Genomic DNA, 24074 nt, shown 5'->3' with positions numbered 1-24074 from the left:
CTTTGTCAAGGCAAAGTGAAATCGGTATAATTATATTTTGGAGATAAGGAATTCACATGCGTTTGTTGCAACAAGCTCTTACCTTTGATGACGTTTTACTCGTTCCAGCCCATTCGAATGTGATGCCTCGTGAGGTTAACCTCAGTACCAAGCTGACCAAAAGCATCACTTTAAACATTCCACTGTTATCCGCTGCGATGGACACCGTCACTGAAGCACGCATGGCCATTGCGTTGGCGCAATTGGGCGGCATGGGCATCATTCACAAAAACATGACGATTGAGATGCAAGCGTCGCGTGTCTCACGCGTAAAACGGTTTGAATCAGGCGTTGTCATTGACCCGGTCACCATCCACCCTGCCATGAGTGTGCGCGAAGTGATGGACATTACCAAACAACAAAAAATCTCCGGTCTGCCAGTGGTGCAAGACGGCAAAGTCGTGGGCATTGTCACTAATCGTGACCTGCGCTTTGAAACCAATCTAGATCAAGCCGTCAGCAACGTGATGACGCCGCAAGACCGTTTAGTCACCGTGCCAGAAGGCGCCAGCCGTGAAGAAATCATGGGATTGTTGCATAAGCACCGCCTGGAGCGTCTGTTAGTCGTTGGCCAGCACTACGAACTCAAAGGCCTGATCACGGTAAAAGATATTCAAAAATCGCACGATCACCCATTGGCCTGTAAAGATGAAAAAGGCCGTTTGCGCGTGGCCGCAGCGGTGGGCGTTGGCGAAGGCACTGACGAACGGATTGATGCGCTGGTTGAAGCTGGCGTAGACGCGATTGTCGTCGACACTGCACATGGCCACTCGCAAGGCGTGCTGGACCGCGTGCAATGGGCAAAAACCAAATATCCAAAATTACAAGTCATTGGCGGCAACATTGCCACCGCAGAAGCTGCACTAGCCTTGGTAGACCATGGCGCTGACTGCGTTAAAGTCGGCATTGGCCCTGGCTCTATCTGTACCACCCGTATCGTCGCGGGTGTTGGCGTGCCGCAAATCACAGCCATTAGCAACGTGGCCAAAGCACTGGAAAAATCCGGCGTGCCATTTATTGCTGACGGCGGCATTCGCTTCTCCGGTGATATTTCTAAAGCCATTGCAGCTGGCGCTTATAGCGTGATGCTCGGTGGCATGTTTGCTGGCACCGAAGAAGCCCCGGGCGAAGTTGAGCTGTTTCAGGGCCGCTCTTACAAATCATACCGCGGCATGGGCTCGATTGGCGCCATGCAAAAAGGCTCGTCTGACCGCTACTTTCAAGACACCGCTAACGCTGACAAACTGGTGCCAGAAGGTATTGAAGGCCGCGTGCCTTACAAAGGCAGCGTGTTTGCCGTGGTGCATCAGTTAATGGGTGGTTTGCGTGCCTCTATGGGCTATGTCGGTTGCGCAACGGTTGAAGAGATGCGCAATAAAGCCGAGTTTGTACAAATCACCAGTGCAGGTATGCGTGAGTCGCACGTGCATGATGTGCAAATTACCAAAGAAGCACCTAACTATCGCGTAGATTAAGTCTCACTGACTATTATTAAACCAAGCCACAGAGGACACAGAGGACACAGAGATTTATCTCTCAACCCTCTGTGTCCTCTGTGCACTCTGTGGCTAAAAAAATGTCTCATTCAAAAATCCTTATTCTTGATTTCGGCTCACAAGTTACCCAGCTGATTGCCCGCCGTGTGCGTGAAGCGCATGTGTATTGTGAAATTCACCCTTGTGACGTCTCCGACGAGTTTGTCAAAAGCTTCGGCGCGGATGGCATCATTTTAAGCGGTAGCCATGCCAGCGTCTATGAAGAAGAAACCGACAAGGCGCCAGAAGCCGTGTTCAGCCTTGGTGTGCCGGTGATGGGCATTTGCTACGGTATGCAAACCATGGCGCAACAACTAGGTGGCAAAGTTGAGGCTGGCTCCAAGCGTGAGTTTGGCTATGCGCAAGTGCGCGCGCGCGGCCACTCTGCGTTGTTCCGTGACATTCAGGACGCCACCAACGCTGAAGGACACGGCCTGATTGACGTCTGGATGAGCCACGGTGACAAAGTCACTGAGTTACCGGCAGGTTTTAAAGTGATTGCCAGCAACGATACCACCCCAATTGCGGCCATGGCCGATGAAGATCGCCGTTTCTACGCGGTGCAGTTTCACCCTGAAGTGACCCACACCAAGCAAGGCCAGGCCATGCTGGAGCGTTTTGTGCTAGACATTTGTGCCGCAAAACCAGACTGGATCATGGGCGACTACATCAGTGAAGCTGTGGCAAAAATCAAAGCCCAGGTCGGTGATGAAGAAGTCATTTTAGGCTTATCCGGCGGTGTGGATTCCTCCGTCGCGGCTGCCTTAATACACCGCGCCATTGGCGACCAACTGACCTGTGTGTTTGTAGACCACGGCCTGCTGCGCCTCAATGAAGGCGATATGGTGATGGAAATGTTCGCGGGGCGTTTACATGCGAATGTGATCCGCGTCGATGCGGCAGAACAGTTTATGGGCAAACTGGGGGGCGTTAGCGACCCGGAAGCCAAACGTAAAATCATTGGTGCCGAATTTGTAGAGGTATTTAAAGCCGAAGCCGCTAAACTCAAAGCCAGTGGCGCTGGTCACAAAGGCGCGACCTTTTTGGCGCAAGGCACCATTTACCCGGATGTGATTGAATCCGGCGGTGCCAAGTCTAAAAAAGCGGTGACAATTAAGAGCCACCATAACGTGGGTGGCTTGCCAGAGCAGCTTGGCCTGAAACTGCTGGAGCCATTGCGTGACTTGTTTAAAGACGAAGTACGCGAGCTAGGTGTAGCACTCGGCTTGCCACGTGACATGGTCTATCGCCACCCTTTCCCAGGCCCAGGCCTGGGCGTGCGCATTTTGGGTGAAGTCAAAAGTGAATTTGCCTTATTGCTGCAACGTGCGGATGCTATTTTTATTGAAGAATTGCGCAACACTGTAGACGCTGCCACCGGCAAAACCTGGTACGACCTCACCAGCCAGGCGTTTACCGTGTTTTTGCCAGTAAAATCCGTTGGCGTGATGGGCGATGGCCGCACCTATGACTACGTGGTCGCCTTGCGTGCCGTCGTTACCAGCGATTTTATGACTGCGCACTGGGCAGAACTGCCTTATAGCCTGCTGGGCAAAGTGTCTAACCGGATTATTAATGAAGTGCGCGGCATCAACCGCGTGGTGTACGACATTTCCGGCAAACCGCCAGCCACCATCGAGTGGGAATAACTTTAATTCTTAGCCCTGACCTCACCCTAATTAGAGAAAAACGATGAGTACTCAATCCATTATCCTCACTGGCGATCGCCCAACCGGCCCGTTACATCTGGGGCATTTTGTCGGCAGTTTGCGTAATCGCGTCAAATATCAGCATGATTACAAGCAATACGTCATGCTGGCCGATGCACAGGCACTGACTGACAACATGGATGATATTGATAAAGTGCATCGTAATGTGGTGGAAGTGGCGCTGGACTATTTGGCCGTGGGTATAGACCCTAAACTGTCGACCATTTTCATCCAGTCACAAGTACCAGAGCTGACTGAACTGGCGTTTTATTACCTCAACCTGGTCACGGTCGCCCGCCTGGAACGTAACCCAACGGTTAAAGAAGAAATCCGCCTGCGCGACTTCGAGCGCGATATTCCAGCGGGCTTTCTTACCTACCCGGTGAGCCAGGCGGCAGATATTACCGCGTTTAAAGCCACGCTGGTGCCAGTGGGTGAGGACCAGATCCCGATGATTGAGCAAACCAACGAGATCGTGCGCCGCTTTAACCGCACCTATAAAAACGCTACCACCAAGCAAGAAATTCTAGTCGAAACCAAAGCACTGGTGCCAGAACTGGGCCGCTTGCCAGGCATTGATGGCAAAGCCAAAATGAGTAAGTCATTAGGTAACGTGATTAACCTCGGCGCAACGGCTGACGAGGTGACCAAAGCGGTGAAACGTGTGTATACCGACCCGCTGCATTTAAAAATTGAAGACCCCGGCCATGTAGAAGGCAACATCGCCTTTACTTACCTGGATGCGTTTGATACTGACAAAGCGGCTGTTGCTGAGCTTAAAGCGCATTACATGCGTGGCGGCCTGGCAGACAGCATTGTCAAAAAACGCCTCGAAGCCGTGTTGCAAGAAATGCTGGAGCCAATTCGTACGCGTCGCGCCGAGCTGGCTAATGACAAAGGCTACATTTTGCAATTGCTACGTGAAGGCACCGAACAGGCGCGTGAAGTGGCAGCAAACACCATGAGTGAAGTGCGTGCCGCACTGGGGCTAACCTATTTCTAATTGCCGGACTAAACACACAGCATGAGTCGCGGCTTTGTTAAAGAAGATGACCTGGAGCTGGCCGGCACCGATTTACCGGAACGCCCGCAGAGCGCGCATGCCAACTATGTGACGCCAGCAGGGTTGCAGCAGCTACAACAGACGCTAAAAACGCTGGAAAGCGCACGCAGCCAATATGCAGCGCGTAAAGAAGAACCCAGTGCGCAGCAAAAACTGGCAGAAATTGACCGTGACTTGCGTTATGTGGTGGCCAGGCTAGAGTCTGCACAACTGGTAGAACCCGCGCAGCAACCGCGCCACACTGTATTGTTTGGCGCCAAAGTGCAGGTAGAAGATGAAACTGGCCAGCAATCTGTTTTTCAGATTGTAGGTGAAGACGAGGCTGATATTGCGCAGCAAAAAGTCAGTTATGTCTCGCCGCTGGCCAAAGCCCTGTTAGGGCGAAAAGCAGGTGACAGTACGCTGTGGCAACGTCCGGCCGGGCCGTTGCAACTGGATATTTTAACGATTGAATATTGATTAACCCACACATCATGAACGTATCACAAGCCATACAGGAACGTCGCTCGATCAAAGCCTACGATCCCACCCATCGCATGACAGAGGCCGAAATTGAGCAACTGTTCTCGCTGGCCATGCTATCTCCCACCGCTTTCAACATTCAGCACTGGCGGTTTGTCGTGGTGACTGACCCGGTATTACGCCATCAGATCCGCGCCGTCAGCTGGAACCAGGCACAAGTGACTGATGCCTCTTTGCTGGTCGTGCTCACGGCAGACCTCAAAGCCTGGGAAAAAGACACTGCCCGCTATTGGGCCAATGCGCCACAGCAAGTCAGTGATTACCTGGTGAAGGCGATTCACGACTATTACACCGATCATGCTCAGGCCGAGCGGGATGAAGGCATGCGCTCAGGTGGCATGGCGGCGATGACGCTGATGCTGGCTGCTAAAGAAATGGGCTATGACACTTGCCCCATGGATGGCTTCGATTTTGATGCCGTGGCAAAACTGATCAAGCTGCCTGCAGACCATGTGCCAGTGATGTTTGTGGTGGTGGGTAAAGCATTGGAAGCAGCCAAACCACGTAGCGGCCAGTTGACTATGGATGAAGTCGTCATCTACAACACTTTTTAAAAAATGCAGGCCATTAGCCTGCAAAAATAATTTTTATCTGCGTTCATCCGCGTTTATCTGCGGCTAAACTTTTAAAGGTTTTTCATGTTAATTGCAAACAATATCACCATGCAGTTTGGCTCCAAGCCACTGTTTGAAAATGTCTCAGTCAAATTTGGCGACGGTAACCGTTATGGCCTGATTGGCGCCAACGGATGTGGTAAATCCACCTTTATGAAAATTTTGGCAGGCGTACTGGAGCCAAGCAGTGGCAACATCAGCCTCGACCCGAACGAGCGCATGGCCTTTTTGAAGCAGGACCAGTTTGCCTACGAAGACCAGCGCGTGCTGGACGTGGTGATGATGGGCCACGAGCAAATGTGGAAGGCCATGCAAGAGCGCGATGCGATTTATGCCAACCTCGAAGCCACCGAAGACGACTATATGCGCGCGGCAGAGCTGGAAGGCGTGTTTGCCGAGTATGACGGTTATACCGCTGAGGCACGTGCTGGCGAATTGCTGTTAGGCGTTGGGATTCCACTTGAGCAACACAATGGCCCGATGAGCGCCGTCGCTCCAGGCTGGAAACTGCGCGTATTGCTAGTGCAAGCCTTGTTTGCAAACCCAGACGTATTACTGCTGGATGAGCCAACCAACAACCTGGACATCAACACCATTCGCTGGCTAGAAGACGTGGTCAACAATCGTGATTGCACCATGGTGATTATTTCGCATGACCGCCACTTTTTAAACCAGGTGTGTACGCATACCTGCGATATGGACTACGGCAAGATCACCTCTTACCCAGGCAACTATGATGACTACATGGAGGCCAGTATTGCGGCCCGTAACCAGCAAGCCAAGGACAACGCCAAAGCCAAGCAACAAATTGCCGACTTACAGGACTTTGTGCGCCGCTTTTCGGCTAACGCGTCTAAAGCCAAGCAGGCCACCAGCCGTGCCAAGCAAATTGATAAAATCAAGGTCGAAGAATTTAAACCTTCCAGCCGCCAGTATCCGTTTATCCGCTTTGAGTTTGACGACAGAGAAAAACTGCACCGCAATGCCGTCGAACTCAAAAAACTGAGCCATCGCTTTGACAAGCCATTGTTTAACGATATAGAACTGATGTTTGAAGCCGGTGAAAAAGTCGCCATTATTGGTGAAAACGGCATTGGTAAAACCACGTTCTTGCGTTGTTTGGCCGGCGACCTTGCACCTACGCATGGTGAAGTGAAGTGGGCAGAAAAAGCCAAACTCGGCTACTTTGCGCAAGACCATGAGTATGAGTTTGAGCAAGGCGAAGACCTGTTTGAATGGATGACCGCCCAGCGTCAGCAAGGCGATGATGACAATACCGTGCGCAGCATGCTCGGCCGCTTGTTGTTCCCTACCGAGGCGACCAGAAAATCGGTCAAAGTACTGTCTGGCGGTGAAAAAGGCCGTATGTTGTATGGCAAGCTGATGCTGGCCAAAACCAATGTATTACTGATGGACGAACCAACCAACCACATGGACATGGAGTCGATTGAGGCGCTGAATACGGCGCTCGATAAATACAAAGGCACCTTGTTTTTTGTGAGCCATGACCGTGAATTTGTGAGCTCAATCGCTACCCGCATTATTGAAATCAAAGCGGATGGCATTATCGACTTTACTGGCAATTATGAGGACTATCTCACCAGTCAGGGCATCGCCTGATGCCCGGCTGGTGTCGCAGTTTGTAAGCGATACATTCCGTTACACAGCTAGCATGATCAGACAAACACCCGATACATTCGGGTGTTTTAATGTCAACATTGCAATTTCGCAATGAAGATTAAAGGATACATCATGAAACTGAAAAAACTGGCAATGACAGGTCTTCTGGTATTGGTGTGCGGCACCGCTTTTGCCGAACCCGGCCATGGTTGCGACAAAGGTAAGTTTGACAAAGCCAACTGGCAAGAACACCGCCTGGCGCATTTTGAAAAGCATCAGGACAAATTACACACCATTCTGCAATTGAGCAGCACCCAGGAAAACGCCTGGAAAAACTATCAGGCACAAATCAAGCCACAAGACAAAGCTGAGCATCCAGATGTGGCTGAGTTAAACAAACTCAATACCCTGCAACGCCTGGATAAAATGGAAGCCTGGGATAAAGAGCGTGATTTGCGCCAGGCTGACCGTGCCAAAGCAGTACGTACTTTTTATGCGCAACTCAACGATGCACAGAAAAAGGCCTTTGACGAAAATGCCTTTCCCCAGCATCCGCAACACGAGGGCCCGCATCATGACAGACCACAACATGACAAATAAAAGCACGACAAATCACAGTATGCGTCACACTATCCTGATTTGATCAATGAAACCGGCCACAATGGCCGGTTTTTGTGCTCAAATATTCACTATTGTAAGCCCGAGACCTTGTTTATGACTGACGGCCATCCCGAGACCCATGTACTGGTGGTAGATGACGATGATGCGATTCGTGATTTACTGTGCGATTTCTTGCAGGACAATCAACTGACCACCCACCAGGCAGCCAATCACGCGCAAATGTGGCAAGCACTACAACAGCACATGCCAGATGTGATTATTCTCGATATCAACATGCCGCAACGCAGCGGTATCGAGCTGTGCCGCGAGTTGCGCGAGTCACCCAAGTATCGGTTACTGCCGATTATCATGCTCACCGCGCGCACCAGCTCACTGGATACCATTATGGGCCTGGAAACCGGTGCCGATGACTACGTTGCCAAACCATTTGAACCGCTGGAGCTGTTATCGCGCATCCGCAGCGTGATTCGCCGCTCGCGCATGCACGCAGAAAACCCGGGCAAAACAGCGCATGAAGAACCTGCCGACAGCGGCATTTTGCGCTTTATTGGCTTTAACGAGTGGACGCTAGACATCCAGAACCGCACCTTGATAGATCAAAGCAATACCAGTATTGCGCTCTCTAATGCCGAGTTCAAGTTTTTGCGTTTTATGCTCTTGCATGCCAACCGCACCTTGAGCCGCGATCAGCTCATGGAAGAAATGCATGGCCGAGAAGCAGGCCCATTTGACAGGTCAATAGACTTACAAATCAGCAGATTAAGGCAGAAACTTGAAGTGGATACTAAGAGTCCGTCCATGATCAAAACGCTGCGTAATGAAGGCTATCTGCTCACCGCAGATGTCCGTTATCTTAAATAAAAAAGCCCCTAAATATAAAGAGCACCACAGCGATGATAAAGAAATTGTTGGGCACCATGTCGGTCCGTATTTTCCTGATTACCGTCATTGGCATTTTGCTTACCGCTGCCGTGGTGAGCATGTTGGGGCAACGCGACTCACGCGAAAATGAAACGCGGCTACGCGACCAGTTTGCCTTCGACCGCATAGAGAGCATGATCCGTATTCTCGAAGCGACCGTGCCCGAAAAACGCTCAGAAATTCAAGATGTGTTTAAGCGCATGGGCAGCCATGTCACCGTGGGCGTAGAGCCTCCGCAAAATGCCCCGCTACTGCCTGCAGAACTCGCCAACCTCAACAACTTGCTGGTGCCTGAAGTAGCAGACTTTATCAGCCTATCCAAAGCCAGCCATTGCGCCCCGCGTCGTGCCCCGCCACCACCGCCCGGCTTTGGCGCCCCGCCGCCACATCCACATGGCCAGTGTTTGGCGGTATATACGCATTTAGAAGACAACACCCCGATTTTGATCGAGCTGCACTATGGTGGCCACCGTCCACCACCAGGGCCGCCACATGAGCGTAATCCACTCACTATTTTGCTCGCCCTCTTAGGGCTAATCAGCATTGTCTGGGCGGTTGCCTCTGTGGCCACCCAGCCATTGCGCAAACTGGCAAATGCCGCCTTGCAACTGGCCAATAATATCGAGCATGCCCCCTTACCAGAAAACGAAGGCTCAACCGAGGTGCGCCATGCCGCTAAAGCCTTTAACGAAATGCAACGCAGCATCCTCAAACACATGCAAGAGCGCGGCTTTATTCTTGGTGCCATTGCGCACGACCTGCAAACACCGCTCACACGCTTGCGTTTGCGCTTAGAAAAAGTCAAAGACCAAACGCTCAAACAAGGCTTGATTAGCGACCTGACCGCCACGCAAGAAATGGTGCGCGAAGGCCTCGATTTTGCCCGCCTGTGTGGTGAAAACATTCATAAAAGCAAGGTAGAGCTGACCGCGCTGGCCACCGCCGTGTGTGATGACTTTGAAGATGCTGGCAATGCCATCGCCAGCACATTACCCACGCAACCTATTACTATTTTAGGCTCTGCGCACCTACTCACACGCTGCCTGACCAACCTGCTCAATAACGCCATCGCCTACGCGCAAACACCCGCCTTGTCACTCTACACAGAAGGCAATCAGGTGATTTGCATGATTACAGACGACGGCCCCGGCATTCCGGCAACAGAGCTAAATAACGTACTTGAGCCTTTTCGCAGACTCGAAGACTCACGCTCGCGCCAAACAGGCGGCACCGGACTGGGCCTGGCAATCGCGCGCATGATTGTAGAAAAACATGGCGGCAAGATGTCACTCAGCAACAAACCGCGACCAGCCTCTGGCCTGGTGATTAAAATCACACTGCCACTGCAATAATCGGGCTTGCAACAACGGGCAATCATGATTGTTGAACAGCACAGGCGCCACGGTGTAGACTAGTGCCCTGCTTGATGCGTAAGCTATATAGAACTTGGCAAAAAAATCCGAACCGCCTAGGTGCCTATTTTGCAAGCTATTGATTTAAAAAACGGAGAAGTGGCAGAGCTGGTTGAATGTACCTGACTCGAAATCAGGCATACGCGCAAGCGTATCGAGGGTTCGAATCCCTCCTTCTCCGCCAGTGATTCCTAAATAATTGAATTTTAATAATAACCAATAGATTCATATAGATAGAGCGTAAAGTGAGCCACACAACTGGTACACATTAGGCTCTAAGATGCGTAAACAAATCCACATGATTAACCGTAAAGGCGTCTTCTATTTTCGCCGTAGAGTCCCTGAAGATTTACTCCCCCACTACGCCCCTCAGACCGAGTTTAAGTTCAGTCTAAAAACTAGAGACTACGCCGAAGCTGATAGGCTACAGCGCATCGAATCCGTGAAGCTTGACGAGGAGTTTGCCCGTATCCGTAAAGGGCAGACAGCTCCTGAGCTTCATACAATCTCACAAGATGTTATCAAGTCCCTTTCCGACCTTTGGATTGCTCATGTGCTGGAAGAGGATGAAGAGTGGCGTATGGATGGCTTATCAGAGAGTGAGTACGACAAGCTGTCTGAGTCCTTAGAGATTGTGGAAACTGGAGGGAAAGCAGCCTTAGCACGTGGCAACACTTCGCTGATCGAATTTGAAATGGAAGACTTCTGTGAGTCCCAGGGGTTCAAGATTGCTAAAGGTAGCGAAGCTCATAGACAGCTTTGTTATGCATTCCTGAGAGCTTCTGTACAAGCAAATCAACAGCAGACACTCAGACACCAGGGCGAAGTGATAGACACTCCTGTTGCGCCTAAAGTGGCTCCACCAGCGCAGCCTGTACCGCATGAAGCTGAGACCTTTGAGGCACTAAGGGACTACTGGTTTATGCAATCAAGCAAGAGCCAGTCAGCGTTGAGGATTGCGAATACAGCGATCAAGAAATTTAGAGACATGGTAGGAGACTTTAAACCGAGTGACGTAACCAAGGTAAACGCTATAGCGTTCAAGGATGCGCTACTCTCCAAAGGTGCGGCCCCTGCTACAATCAATAAAGACATGGGCATCCTGAAGGCTATCTTTAGTACTGCTGAAGCAAACTCTAAGCTACCTTCAAACCCGTTCAAAGGCGGGAAGGACTTACCGATTCCAGAAAAAGAAGTCGAATCGCCATACACGCTTGAAGAGCTAAAACTTATCTTTAACTCCCCCGTATTCAAAGATGGCTACAGGCCCAAGCAATGTATGGGCGAAGCTGCATTCTGGTTACCGCTGATAGGTCTTTACACTGGATGTCGATTGAATGAAGGCGCTCAGCTATTCACTGAAGATGTTAGTGAGCAAGAGGGTATCCCCTACTTTCTAATCAAACCTGACGCTGCTACAGGGCGAAGCGTCAAAGACGGTAAGAAGCGGCGTGTACCTATCCACCCTGACCTGGTCAAAATGGGTCTCCTGGATTACGTGGCTAAGATGAAACAACAGGGACACGTGCAGCTATTCCCTGAGCTTAAAGTCACGCGTGTTAATGGTAAGCTAGGTGATAACTGGGGTCGCTGGTGGTGTAGCTACGTCAGGAAAGACTTAGGCATATCTAGGATACCGCAGCCTTTCCACGGACTCAGGCACACATTTGTAGAGTATGGCCGGACATCATCGATGTCTGAGTATCATAGAGAGATCATTGAAGGCCACACCCCAGCTAATGTAGCTTTCAGAAGCTATGGGGGCAAGTTGTATCCGCTTAAGCCTTTGTATGAAGAGATCGTTAAGCTTGAGTTTAAAGGGCTGGACTTATCGCATTTGAGAAAATAATTTAAAAGGAACCATAGATAAGTCGTAAACAAGGAGTTAGCTATTCAAAAACTTATCCTGTATTCCCATCTTACGCATGGTCTCCGCTGCCTTCTGAAGTGCTTGGCTAAACTGGTCTGGGTTCAACTTTTCCTCACAATACAGCTTGTAGTTGCCCGCGTCCCCGCTATCGAATTCCTTGTGCCCTGATGCTGCAATTACAGCGTACCACGCACACCCAGTGATTGGCTCATATGGTGAATTGAATTGACCAGTAGAATAGCTGTAAGCAAGATTACGTTGCGCCTGATAGTCTCCCTTTTCGGCCTCCTTCGTAAGCTTAGCTAAAGCCTCTTGACCCTTTAACTGCTTTTCCTCTGCAACTGCTTTTGCTTCATCTACTGATTCCACTATTTGTAAGTTCTTATCAGGGAAATATTTAGCCCCATCCTGGCTGGCTGTACATAAAGCTGCACAAGTGGGCTTAGCTATCTCTATACCTGGCTTGAAACCGCCACCGATGTAAGCCCAACAATTGTGACCTCGTGCGCGTATCCAGTATTGATCTTTATCGGCTGTTTCTGATACGTGAAACTGTATCGTTAGGCCTTTGTTCCAGCCGTAGTCTGGTGTGAAATATTGCTCTATTCCCTTGGTGAGTTTAATTGAGTCTAAGAACTCACTGTTATTGGCTAAATGGGTGCATGTTTGCTCAAAGGATTTAACAGCCTGTTTCACCTCAGCGGAAGTTGCATCCACACCATCGCCGTATTGGTAACTTACAGAGCTTGGGCTAGAGCAGCCAATAGTAAAGGATGCAGCAATGAGAGTACCCAGGAGTTTATACATTTTATTGTCGTTTCTTATAATTGAAATTAGAGCTTGAGCGCCCATAGTGTTACGCTCAAATTTACTACAAAAATCCGTGAAGGTATATCCTCCAGCGCCACCGAGAAAATACCCCCCATAGCCCCCTTCAGTTACACCCTAGGCACTGCCAGTTATCAACTCGATGAAATCTAGATACAATCGGGGAAAACAATAAAGAAGGTATGACAAGTATGAAAGTCAGAGAAGAAACATTGAGGTGGGCGGTAATGGTCGCAGCCTCTGTCGTGGTTGCCGTGTATAACATCGAGTACAGCTTACTTCCATACCCTGACACACTCCTAAACTATTTGAAGCAACTGGTGTGTGTGAGCCTGGTCGCTTACTTTGGAATTTTCTTAGTAGTGCTGTTACCTTGCGGGCTGCTTGTGGGAAAGCTTGAAAGCATGATAGACGTACCTAATTTACCGATTACACAACGGTACACCGCTTTGTCAGACGCGGTTGCTATAGTTAGCTGTATAACGATCATCGTAATAACCTTGCTGCTTTGGCTCAGCCATAAAGAACTTTATTTCTACACAGATATGTACCGATAACCAAAGCAAAAACCCCAAGGGACGCACATCACACTGGGGTTTCTCCTTCAGTAATATATCTCTGTAAGCTTTAGCCTTTAATTGATTCCATAGCCCTCCTTAAGCACTCTCTGTTGTCGTAGATCACCCGTTAGCTGTTAGTAACACCTCCAGCCCTAAAGCGTAAACGTATAACGCCTGACCTTCTCTGTGCGCGCCTAAGTAGCTCTTAGGCTTCTTTGTAGTTGCTACACCGATAGCCAATAAACCCACACGAAACAGAGACAGAACCCCAGGGATTACCTCTAATTCAAACCAGTTGCCAAACGTTAAAGCCATTTCTAATACCCTTTAATTTGTTGTTAGTGTTGTATTGCTTTTTATAAACTAACATCAAATAAAATCCTTTGTAAACAATTATTTGCTTTCCACTTAGGGAAAGTACTTTAAGTTTACTGGGTGCAATTAGGGATAACCTAAAGGCAAACACCTAAGCGAAACCAATGGCACTCAGGCCAACTGCATGTAGCTCAGAAGGTACACCCTATGAGCCTAGCGAAACACCTAGGTTTGCCTATAGCTCAAAACTGTTGACTTTCATTGAGCCACCATTGATAATATGAGCCACACTCAATGAGCCACCCAAAGGAAGCTACTATGTCAAATATCACTTTTGGATATGTACGTGTAAGTACAGACGATCAAACCACAGAGAATCAAAAGCGAAGCATAGCGGAGCGTTACCCGAATGTGCGCTGGTATTCAGATGATGCAGTATCGGGGGCGATAGTAGCTGCTCAAAGACCTAAGCTGTCCCAACTTCTAGAGACTGTACAGAGTGGTGATACGGTTGTGGTTGCGGCTATAGATCGCCTGGGGAGAAATACTGTAGACGTTCTCACGACTGTTGAGCTAATGAAAAACAAAGGTGTGTCTGTAGTGTCACTGAGGGAAAACTTCGACCTCTCTACGCCTGTAGGTATAGCCATGCTAACAATGCTTGCAGCAATGGCTCAGCTTGAGCGTGAGAATATCAAGGCGAGACAACTAGCGGGACTTGAGAGAGCCAGGGCTGAGGGAAAGAACCTGGGAAGAGAGAAAACAATAGATGATAGCCAAGTTGCCTCATGGAGAATGAGTAATAATGCCTCTATAGCTGATACGGCTAACCACTTTAGTATCTCGGTAGCTTCTGTTAAACGTGCTTGCAGAAGCGCCCCTCCAATGAAATAAGCACCTAGCGTCCTACGTAAGGAATCTTTGAACAAGTAACCTCCGCTTTAACCTTGTACTTTGCTAGAAGCATTTCTACAGACTTCTTTCGCCTAACACTGTCAGGATGCGGCCCCACAATAATGCGCTTTATTGGTAGACCATTGAATAAGGTTAAACGCGGAACCAGAAGACCGTCCTTAATACTGAAAGTGGTTGGTAGTAGTTTTTTGGTGGATGGGCTACTTGAAAGTGCAGCCTCTTCAAACTCGGTAGGGGTTGATGGGATAATGGCTATTCGCACCTCAGCCTCTTCACTGAAGCCCCCATGTTTGTGCATTAAGGCCATCCGAATATTTGGCACCATCGATGCCCATATATCAGTCGGCTCAAGAGTTTTAATGTAATTCCTAAAGCTAGTTTTGACTTCGTCTTCAAGCTTTTTAATATCTGACCTCTCAATTGACTGCTGGTTGTAAGCTATCTCACAAATCGTCTGAAACTTAAGAAGATATTTTGAATGCTCCAGCCAGAATAGTGCCTCAAGCGCTTGCGTGTTAAAAACAATTGCGTAACCCCCATCTTGTCCATAACCGCGCCATTGACTCAGTAAACCGTCTTGTGTTATTTCAGGTGTAGTAGCGCCACAAAACGAAGTAAGATAGGGTGCATACGAACCCCAGATGGCTTCACTCGTTGCCTTCAAGGCATCCCCGATAAACGCCTGAGTAAATGCCTCAAGACCTTTTGGGAACCCGTCCACTTCACTTTTAAACTCTGGCGAATCTCTATACTTTTCAGCTAATGCAGACGGTATAACCTCCCCTAAAACCTCAGGAAGCCGTGTCTTGAAGAATGACTTAAACTCGTCACTATCGTTAACGTACTCATAATGAGTCGCCCATAATGTTTTAGTACTTAAAATTCCTTCCAAACCAACAGCCGTCGTGTAATGGAATAGCTCGGGATACTTTTCAAACAGCGCTTCGGACATAAATTTTCTCAGTTTGTTATCTAATAAGCATACGCCATAGACTAGGTACACCCACTCCTAGCAACTGCACTCACAAAGTAGCTGAGGCCTCTGCAAAGGCACTACCATACCCTTAATTTACCAAATCTATACACGTACCTACCATACCTAAAGTTAACGCGTTATAGCTCGATTGCATTTCTACGGCTTACGAATACCCGCCTGTAAGACCTGGGGATTTACTGATAAACCCTCACCATCGGTAAATCAGAACTCCGAACACTTATTGCTTAGCCCACGCTCCAGATATGGCATTGGTAGCTTCTTGGTAAATTTCTCCCGACAAAGGTGTACAGTTTTCCGAGTACCCATTATCACTATAGGACACTACTGTCTCATTAGTTTTAACGTCCACCAGCTCAGCGGTAAAGTTCTCGAAGTTATACCCACCAGCGAAGCACCTATCACGAATATCAGCGATAAGGGACACTACATATCGTGCTTCAGCTTCCTTGTAAATCTCTGTGCGTGTTTCTGAGGTTTGATCTTTGACTAGAGTTCTAGTAGGCACCCTCAATACTTTGAAGCCCGCTTCCTTGAGCCTCTTCTCAATCTCTAAAGTGTAAGGCTCCCGAGGCGCATCAAGGGCGACGACCTTAGCCTCTTGAATTTTCCCATCTCTCATCACGATGTGCTGAGTAGGAGTACACCCAACAACCAGCACCGAAAGTAAGCTTATTATTTTGTACACCAGTTTCCCCTTTCTACTCTTGTAGTTACCTCAATTGTAGGGGATAAACCCTCACCTTCGGTAAATCAGGCGAAAGCTTCCCCGAGTGATCTCCAAGTTTTTACCAGTTTCAACAAGTCCATCATTGTGTCGCCCTCGACACTCTACAGCCCTCAGCTGATGGACACCGTTTACCATGAGCTACGTTTGATCGTTGTACCGCTTCTAATCGCATCCGCATGTTTTTAGAAGTAGTACCGCTGAGAGTAGCAGCAAAGGAAGTGATGCACCCTTTGGCTTTGGTAAATGGCTGAGGATGCGGAAAAACCTAAAGGTTTCGGCTAAAGCTTCTCTTAAGTTTTCTCTTAAGTGTTAAACATCAATACAGAATACTTAATATCAATAAACTTAAGAGAAAACTTAAGTAACACTTAAGGGGGTGTGTACATCGTTGTACATCCCTCAACTATCACAAGCCTAAAGCAGCTTAAGTTTTAACTGTAGTTGCCTCTTCAGTTGGAGTACCTATCAAGGTACGTCCTCCATAATCCATCAAACCTCAATCACACCTAAGCCACACTTAAGACGATTTACAGCAGCCCTTGGGACACCTAAGTCTCTCTCAGGACTTCGCTTGATTTACCCCTCACAGTGAAGCCCCCAGGGCTGCTCTAAGCCTTCTTCAGTTTGGCTTAACTTCGTGTACTCAATCTTGTGTACATAAACCTCAGTACCTCCTATCTGTAATTAACAACCCTGCTTATCTTTTTTCGGAATAAGGAATAACCATGCTCACACCTAAGCCACCCTTAAAACACACCCACCATCACAACGGCAGAGAGAAACTGCAAAACGGACGCTGGGAGCTTCGATGCTCTCTAACCAATCAGGGCAAAGAAAACTTCGACACACTCAAGGAAGCCTGGGAGAAACACTTAGGCAAGCCCCTAACTCAATCTAAGTTCCTTGATTACTTCTTTGATGCTTCAGTTAAAGCAGCCACTAGGGGAGGTATCTAACAATGACACAGCTTCTACCCTGCCCCACTTGTGGACACCAGCACATAAAGCCAGGCACCAGAACTAAATTCAAATGTAGGAACAAAGGCTGCTCAATTTGGCTTGAGCTATCTGAAGACCTTACTCAGCTACAAGATCATTACGCTAGGAAGGCGTCAGATAAAGCCTCAAAGGATAACTGGTGGCATCAGCAAGCACTCATAAGGCAACGTAAGCTAAATACGGATTACGAAACTGCAAAGTCTCTAGTCTTAGCTGAGCATAACGCAAACACTCAGAGAATGCGCGAGGAAGCCAGAGTAGCGAAGCTCTTTCCACCTGACCCTACCAAGACAAAACCTAAAGCCCCTAAGGTTCAAACCTTCTCCAACACCACCAAGCCCGTAGTGGCTATGAGTTCAACCGCAGACGATGACACAGATGCGCCATTCTAAGCCAGGCCAACTTAAGAGGCCTCGTCCACACCTACCCCTAGGCCAGCTCCAAAGTCCAGCCTAAGGCCTCTTTGCAGACGCCTAAAGCAGCATTAGGCACAGTAGATTAAGGCTAAAAACACGAAGCCCTCTTGGAGTTTATCCTTGAGGGTTTTTCAATCAGGCGCTTAACTTCCCCCGGCCCAGTGTAGCCTCAATTCTATTCTGTAATGAAGTTTTGAAAGCACCTAATTTGTCTTGTTCCCACACTACGAAATTATATTGACGATTGTCAAAGTGAACATCGTGGAGCGAATCTCTCCTAACAGTCCATATCACTGGAAGCCCCATCCCTAAAGCAAAGCCAGCTTCAAAATAAACGCCACCACGTTGACCTGTAAAGTCAGCTACAACAAACTTACTCTTGCGTAACATCGCAATTATCTCATCATCAATGCGGTTATTGTGATCGTGTGTATCAATGCGTTTAGCCTCATAACCAGATGCAACAATCGCGGGTAATATAGCCTCAGTCCATGCGGGGAGCACCTCAGAACCAAACCACATTGCACAAAATCCTATTTGACTGTCCGCATTGATTTGCTTTGCCTCTTCCAAAGCCGCATAACCCTTAGGGGTGATGCTTGCTGTGTCTATAAAGTCAAATTTAATATACTGCATTTCGGCGTCAAGAAACCTATTCACAAGATAAGCAAGCTCATCGTAATTGACTGACCAAGAGACTCCGATGAACTCATCTGAAAGTGGGTCTACTGCGGCCCCCATGTACTGGCACTTATGACCCATTGCTTGCAGAATCTTGAAAGCCCGTTCAGCAACAGTGGGCGACTGTAATGATTTCAGCATTCCTACATGCTCTGAGGTGATTATTAATCCCTGATTTTCTCTAAGCCATCCCGAAATGTTAGCGCGTTGCCTATTTGTGAGATTACCGTTATCTAAAACTGCACTGGCTGTACTACTGAATTTGTAATTACCACATTTGGGACAATTACAAACATCATTACCGTTTATTGATGCACCTTGTGCTGGTGATTTACATATGAAACAGGTTACTTCTATCATTCCGCAATCCCCCAGTTAAGTACTCTACATAACGAATGATTATAGTTTAGACAATTACCTTTTAGGGAAGCTGCTGGACGTCGTGGCTCAACGCAACCCCTACTGTAGGTATTGCAATGGCTGATTTGAATAGTTACCATATGAAAAGTGGTACACAATAGTGAGCCACACAGCCTCACCAGATGCCTCCTAAGTCATTGATTATTAATAAATCGTTTCGGAGTTTCAGGAATCCCTCCTTCTCCGCCAGAAATCATTATTTACTCCAATCCAATCCAATACCGGATTGGTTGTCTTAAGCCATTAAAAATAGATGAAAATGTTGGCGACTACGTTTGAGAGGGCAATGCCCTTTTGAGTTTGAAAATCGTTTCCACAATATCTGTGGATAAGACAGTGGATTGAGTCTTAATAGTAGCGATAACTACTTGTTCTAATGACGCTTTGCATGAGTGAGTATTATTTATACGACTGACCTGAATATATTTAGCCTTGCTTGGTGTTTTGAGCTTAGAGATGCATCCAACGTTAGCCTATTTCTGGCGATTACTACAACTCACCGGCACCACCAATGCGCTCAGCGGTGCCAATGAATGAGCTGATTAGTGAGTTTCAAGCTTCATATACACGTCTTCGTCTGACACCATGTCCAATACTTGTTCTGTAAACTCGTCAGAGCACTCGCTTGACCACTCAGCATCCTCATTGAAGTCTTTGGTCATCATCGGCAAAAAGCTCATGTGCATGTACTGCCCATCGTCCATTTTAATCGCCTGTACCTGATCCGGATGCTCAACTAACTCCCAGGTCTCAGGGATGTCTAATTCCACTTGAATGGTAACTAATAGTTTTTTCATATTGCGCCCTTGTATTAAGTTGCTTGTTAAGGTTGTGGACTATAGGTGTTCTTTAGGTGAACCACAAGCAAACTTTTATGATCAATCAGTGCAAAATTTATCGGGGTATATATTCAGTCGCTGCTGTGAAAGAGCGCTCGTAGGATAATGCAGTGTGACAAGGCGAGGAATAGCCCAAGGTAATTTTTGAACAGCTGCCTGCAAGTCAGTTGCCCCTAGATGACACGATAAGCCGTGCTAGTATGATTAGTATTAAAAAGAGGTAGGAAGCAGCATGAGAACTAAAAGATTAAACAGTCGATACAACAAGGGCAGCGCCAAAGCAACCATGTTTGCGGTCATGTTTATAGTCGCGCTTATTGTTGCTGGGTATTTTCTCCGAGAGAGCAATAAGACCCGGCAGGCAACCGTGGTTGAGTCAGCCGATGCTGGGCATTTGGTGAGTATGTCTTTTGTATCCAACACGTTTAGTGCAGATCACACCAAGATAGAAACTAACAAAGGCACTTATATCGTTCGTGGCAAACTTCAGGCAGAAACAGGGGCCACCTTTAAACTTGAGAAAAGATTGAATAAGCAAAAATTTCTTTGTGAAACCTCAAGCAACCAATGTTGGAAGTTGGTATTTTAAGCACAAAGATGTGGGGCGATAAACCAACTCAGGAGTAACTCCTATATTCGAGGGTGTCCTGAATTTTGTGTAAACGGCGGTTGATTACTGACTAGGCACTCTGTCCTCGAACTGTATGGTAAACCTGTTTAGCGCAGGTTTCCAATCTCTCAGTGGCATAGACCACTTTTTGCTAGCGTTTTGTAATGCTAGGTAGAACAATTTAATCAACGACTCATCATTCGGAAACGAGCCACGATTCTTGGTGACTTTCCGCAAACTCATATTCACAGACTCAATGGCGTTGGTGGTGTAAATCACGCGCCTGATTTCAGGCGGATAGTCAAAGAACGGAATGATGCGCTGCCAGTTGCTGCGCCAGGATTTGGCAATTAAGGGGTAAGCCTCACTCCACTGATGCTCAAAGTCCATCAGCGCCCTTTCAGCCTCAGCCAGTGTGGCAGCGCTGTAAATCGTCTTCAGGTCAGCTGCAACCGCTTTGCGCTTGTTCCAGCCCACATAGTTCAGGCTGTTGCGCACCATGTGGACAATGCAAAGCTGCACCGTGGCTTGCGGATAGACTGTCTCGATCGCTTCAGGGAAACCTTTTAAGCCATCCACGCAGGCAATGAAGATGTCTTGTACGCCACGGTTCTTGAGTTCAGTCACGACCGCCAGCCAGAACTTGGCGCCTTCAGTCTGCGCAATCCATAAGCCCATCACTTCCTTGTGACCGTCCATGTTGACGCCTATGGCGAGATACACCGCCTTGGCACGCACACTACCAGTATCTCTGACTTTGACATGGATGCAGTCCAGATAGACAATAGGGTAAATGCTGTCGAGAGGGCGAGATTGCCACAGCTTAACCTCATCAATCACTGCATCAGTGACATTGGAAATCAGCGTCGGTGAAATCTCTGTGCCGTACATCTCTGACAAGTGCTGTTGAATCTCACGTACTGTCATGCCTCTGGCGTATAGCGAGATAATCTTCTCATCAAAGCCCGACCAGCGGGTTTGATGCTTGGGGATCAGTTGTGGCTCGAAGCTGCCTGCGCGGTCACGGGGGATTTCAATCGGCAGCTCACCAAAGTCTCCTTTGAGGGTCTTGCTGCTTTTACCGTTGCGGGTGTTGCCAGTGGCATTCTTCACTGGCGCATGTTTATCGTGGCCAAGGTGTTCGGCCATCTCTGCTTCAAGGGCACGTTCAACCAGTGCTTTGGTTAACTGCTTGAGCAGGCCATTCTCACCAATTAAATCTTCGGGCTTTTTATAGTTCGCCAACAATCCATCAATCAGATCGTTGGGTAGGGGTTTTGATACGGTCATTTCTACTCCAAAAGTACGTGCGCAGTTTCCTGCAAAATGACCGTTTACACAAAATTATTTATACCCTCCTATATTCATCGCTAATGATTCCTTGCATGCTAACAACCAGCGTTTGATGCCCCCAATAACAGCTTAAAGCGAGGCAACTCGTTGCAAGTTGGGTCATCAACTCTTCCCCGATCCGGTTAAGACATACTATCTCCGGTTTAAGGCATCCCTTTTGGGGTGCCTTTTTCTTTTGCAGTCTGCGCCAGTATGTTGGCTTTAATTTTCACAACCACGCCTAAACATGATAGATTTTTAAAAAATATAAAAATCATCATGCCATGCAAGCCGTCACCCCTGCTTCAAGCTTTTTCAATACGCGCCTCTTCTTTTTGTTAGCGATAGCCATCAGCAAACCCGTGATCGCCAGTGACACTACTGACGAGCTAGAGTTAGCTGATGTTGAAGTCACCGCCCCCAAGAGAAACGCCTCTACTCAACCCGCACCGCTAATGGCGGAGTCGATTGCTGAGCGCAGTTTACACAATGCGCATGTCAATCAGGTTTCACAGCTAAACGGCCTGCTGCCTAATTTTGCTATACAGCAATATGGCGTGTATAAAAGCGCTTATATTCGCGGCGTTGGCGGTGGTGGCAGAAATGCAGGGTTTGATGCGCGCACGGCGGTGTATGTGGATGGCGTGAATGTCGGGCCAACCATGGCACTCGAAAGCCTGCTGTTTGATATTGACCAGATAGACATTGCCAAGGGCCCACAAGGCTATGCGCAGGGCAATCAATCCGATACTGGCGCGATTTTTATCAATACACAACAAGCAAGTGCATTACCCGAGGCACGCATCAAATTCGGTCTGGGTAATCTTGATTATCGCGAAACCACGGCGGTGATGAATATGCCGCTGGCTGAGCACATCAGCACCCGCATTGCGGTTAGAAAAGAAATCCGCGATGGTTATGTCACCAATAATAGTGATCAACAGGCCCTTAAAGATCAGGATAATACTGCGGCCAGGGCGCAGTTACAGGTGCAAACCAGCGAACAGCATCGCTTAAAGTTGTATGCCGACTATGCTGACCTCAGTAACCAGAACTTTTTGGCACAACCAACTACCGGTATGTTTGGCCAGCCGGTACAAAGCGGCAATACATTCTCACGCGTTTATTTAAATACGCAACCAATAGCACACACGCTGGCGCAAGGCTTCAGTATTCAGAGTGAGCGGCAATTGGCCAACCACGCACAGCTAGAGATGATAGTGGCGGCCAGAGATCACCGGCACAGCCGCCAAGCGGACAATGACTATAGCGCCAATGATGTATTAGCGACCTATTACAAAGATCGCCACCAGCTCACCAGCCAGGAGTTTCGTTATCGCTCAGACGAGCAAGAGACACTACGCTATGTCTCGGGGCTGTATTTCTCGCAAGAGGCGCAATCTAATGATCGCCGTGCCGTGTTTGGCAATGACATGGCCACACTGATAAAACGCCCCGGTGCGACTATATTGACACCATTTGGAGCAACATTTGGCATCACAGCGGGCGCCGTAGTGCCATTACAGGCCAAGGTGAACACGCAAACCCAGGCCTTATACGCCAATGCCAGTTACGAGTTCGAGCCACTTATACTGCACGTGGGCGGGCGTTATCAATGGGAGCAAAAGCAGCTAGATTTCAGTTTGGACGGCGCACAAAGCGGTGCTTTCCGCATAGGCTCGTTAAACCAGCAACAGCAATCCATGACCAATCACTTTTTCTCGCCGATGCTGGCAGTCAGCGCTCAGCCTAATCAAAAAAATAGCTTGCTGGCTAAATTTGCACGCACCTATAAAAACGGCGGTTGGAATACCGACTTTTTAAATCGGGCCCAAGTACAAGATGGCTATGCATTTGCACCTGAGTCGGTGAATAGCCTGGAGTTTGGCTGGCATTATGCGCACACGGCGTTTGACCTAAACACCACGTTGTTTGTGAATCATTACGACAACTACCAGGTATTCCAGTTTTCTCGGCTAGGCAACGCACAAGTGCTGCAGTTGCGTAATGCTGCCAGCGTCAGAACGCAAGGCCTGGAGGTGGCTGCGCTGATCCCCATAAACCAGGCATGGCATATCAACACTAAATTGGCCTATTTAGATGCCAGTTACCTGCGTTTTTCTAGCGGTGGCGCTAACGGCACTGATGCCTCCGGTCAAGCACTGCCTGACGCGCCCCGCTGGAGTATCGCCAACACGCTCAGCTATGGCGTGCATGCGCATGCACTCACAGGCAAACTGGAGGCGAGCATTCAGCATTACTACCAATCAGCCACCTACAGCGGCATTAGCAACGAGCCTGAAAACAGCCAATTGTCTAAAAGAAACGTGCTCAATACCTGCCTCAACTACACCACCGACAACCAGCACTGGCTGTGGAGTGTATGGGTGAGAAACCTCACTAACCAGCAGTTTGCCGTGGCAAAGGGAAAAGACTTTTTAGGCAATCAAATCGCGATTTATAACGAACCCAGACTATTGGGGGTGAGTGGCGAATATCGGTTTTAAGGC

Annotated in this window: 20 protein-coding genes and 1 tRNA gene; 15 read left to right on the top strand and 6 right to left on the bottom strand. The window is 48.4% G+C overall.

The annotated features are described in order from the left end of the window. Window positions 1-56: 56 nt before the first annotated feature. The 11 genes from guaB (at window position 57) to METH5_RS0111910 (ending at window position 11905) form a co-directional block, all read left to right on the top strand. Window positions 57-1514 (top strand): IMP dehydrogenase, encoded by a 1458-nt coding sequence (gene guaB, locus METH5_RS0111960; RefSeq protein WP_029148733.1) that lies wholly within the window; start codon window positions 57-59, stop codon window positions 1512-1514. Between the two features lie 101 nt (window positions 1515-1615). Next, entirely contained in the window at window positions 1616-3223 is a 1608-nt protein-coding gene (guaA, locus tag METH5_RS0111955; protein ID WP_029148732.1) for a glutamine-hydrolyzing GMP synthase, read from the top strand. Between the two features lie 43 nt (window positions 3224-3266). After that, window positions 3267-4286 (top strand): tryptophan--tRNA ligase, encoded by a 1020-nt coding sequence (gene trpS, locus METH5_RS0111950; RefSeq protein WP_029148731.1) that lies wholly within the window; start codon window positions 3267-3269, stop codon window positions 4284-4286. A 21-nt stretch (window positions 4287-4307) separates the two neighbouring features. Next, window positions 4308-4805, top strand: coding sequence for a GreA/GreB family elongation factor (locus tag METH5_RS0111945; protein ID WP_029148730.1), 498 nt, complete (start codon window positions 4308-4310; stop codon window positions 4803-4805). 14 nt (window positions 4806-4819) lie between these two features. After that, a complete protein-coding gene (locus METH5_RS0111940; RefSeq protein WP_029148729.1) occupies window positions 4820-5422 on the top strand; it encodes a nitroreductase family protein in 603 nt (200 codons plus the stop codon). An 84-nt stretch (window positions 5423-5506) separates the two neighbouring features. Continuing rightward, complete coding sequence (locus tag METH5_RS0111935) at window positions 5507-7102, top strand: ABC-F family ATPase (RefSeq protein ID WP_029148728.1); 1596 nt, start codon at window positions 5507-5509, stop codon at window positions 7100-7102. A 132-nt stretch (window positions 7103-7234) separates the two neighbouring features. Next, window positions 7235-7702: a Spy/CpxP family protein refolding chaperone gene (locus METH5_RS0111930; RefSeq protein WP_029148727.1), complete on the top strand. Its 468-nt coding sequence runs from the start codon at window positions 7235-7237 to the stop codon at window positions 7700-7702. 114 nt (window positions 7703-7816) lie between these two features. After that, window positions 7817-8584 (top strand): response regulator, encoded by a 768-nt coding sequence (locus METH5_RS0111925; protein ID WP_232411035.1) that lies wholly within the window; start codon window positions 7817-7819, stop codon window positions 8582-8584. 32 nt (window positions 8585-8616) lie between these two features. Continuing rightward, complete coding sequence (locus METH5_RS0111920) at window positions 8617-9996, top strand: ATP-binding protein (protein WP_029148725.1); 1380 nt, start codon at window positions 8617-8619, stop codon at window positions 9994-9996. Between the two features lie 153 nt (window positions 9997-10149). Further along, a tRNA-Ser gene (locus METH5_RS0111915) sits at window positions 10150-10240 on the top strand. Between the two features lie 96 nt (window positions 10241-10336). Beyond that, the gene (locus METH5_RS0111910; protein WP_029148724.1) at window positions 10337-11905 is read left to right on the top strand and encodes a site-specific integrase; all 1569 of its coding nucleotides are present in this window, start codon (window positions 10337-10339) and stop codon (window positions 11903-11905) included. A 36-nt stretch (window positions 11906-11941) separates the two neighbouring features. On the opposite strand, the gene METH5_RS15250 is transcribed toward METH5_RS0111910, so the two are convergent. Then, window positions 11942-12733 carry a hypothetical protein gene (locus tag METH5_RS15250; protein WP_157381517.1) on the bottom strand — a complete coding sequence of 264 codons (792 nt, stop codon included), beginning with the start codon at window positions 12731-12733 and terminating at the stop codon, window positions 11942-11944. A gap of 1214 nt (window positions 12734-13947) precedes the next feature. On the opposite strand from METH5_RS15250, the gene METH5_RS0111890 reads away from it, so the two are divergent. Next, complete coding sequence (locus tag METH5_RS0111890) at window positions 13948-14523, top strand: recombinase family protein (protein ID WP_029148721.1); 576 nt, start codon at window positions 13948-13950, stop codon at window positions 14521-14523. Between the two features lie 4 nt (window positions 14524-14527). Here METH5_RS0111890 and METH5_RS0111885 read toward each other — a convergent pair whose 3' ends face one another. Continuing rightward, on the bottom strand, window positions 14528-15496 hold the full coding sequence (locus METH5_RS0111885) for a DUF2971 domain-containing protein (RefSeq protein WP_029148720.1): 969 nt from the start codon (window positions 15494-15496) through the stop codon (window positions 14528-14530). 262 nt (window positions 15497-15758) lie between these two features. Beyond that, window positions 15759-16226, bottom strand: a complete 468-nt coding sequence (locus tag METH5_RS0111880) for a hypothetical protein (protein ID WP_036307875.1) — start codon at window positions 16224-16226, stop codon at window positions 15759-15761. Between the two features lie 767 nt (window positions 16227-16993). On the opposite strand from METH5_RS0111880, the gene METH5_RS0111875 reads away from it, so the two are divergent. After that, a complete protein-coding gene (locus METH5_RS0111875) occupies window positions 16994-17224 on the top strand; it encodes a hypothetical protein (RefSeq protein ID WP_029148718.1) in 231 nt (76 codons plus the stop codon). 593 nt (window positions 17225-17817) lie between these two features. On the opposite strand, the gene METH5_RS15000 is transcribed toward METH5_RS0111875, so the two are convergent. After that, complete coding sequence (locus tag METH5_RS15000) at window positions 17818-18723, bottom strand: hypothetical protein (RefSeq protein WP_157381516.1); 906 nt, start codon at window positions 18721-18723, stop codon at window positions 17818-17820. A gap of 602 nt (window positions 18724-19325) precedes the next feature. Further along, window positions 19326-19580, bottom strand: coding sequence for a hypothetical protein (locus METH5_RS0111855; RefSeq protein ID WP_029148716.1), 255 nt, complete (start codon window positions 19578-19580; stop codon window positions 19326-19328). A 274-nt stretch (window positions 19581-19854) separates the two neighbouring features. Here METH5_RS0111855 and METH5_RS0111850 point away from each other — a divergent pair, with 274 nt between their 5' ends. Further along, entirely contained in the window at window positions 19855-20211 is a 357-nt protein-coding gene (locus tag METH5_RS0111850) for a hypothetical protein (protein WP_029148715.1), read from the top strand. 84 nt (window positions 20212-20295) lie between these two features. Here the strand turns inward: METH5_RS0111850 and METH5_RS0111845 are convergent, their stop codons facing one another. Next, window positions 20296-21522, bottom strand: a complete 1227-nt coding sequence (locus METH5_RS0111845; RefSeq protein WP_029147443.1) for an IS256 family transposase — start codon at window positions 21520-21522, stop codon at window positions 20296-20298. 326 nt (window positions 21523-21848) lie between these two features. Between METH5_RS0111845 and METH5_RS0111835 the strand changes: the two genes are divergently transcribed. Then, the gene (locus METH5_RS0111835) at window positions 21849-24071 is read left to right on the top strand and encodes a TonB-dependent receptor (RefSeq protein WP_036307873.1); all 2223 of its coding nucleotides are present in this window, start codon (window positions 21849-21851) and stop codon (window positions 24069-24071) included. Window positions 24072-24074 lie beyond the last annotated feature (3 nt).

Source organism: Methylophilus sp. 5 (genome assembly GCF_000515275.1).
GTDB lineage: Bacteria > Pseudomonadota > Gammaproteobacteria > Burkholderiales > Methylophilaceae > Methylophilus.
Note: the sequence above shows the minus strand (reverse complement) of the source record. Positions and strands in the feature narration are given on the sequence as shown.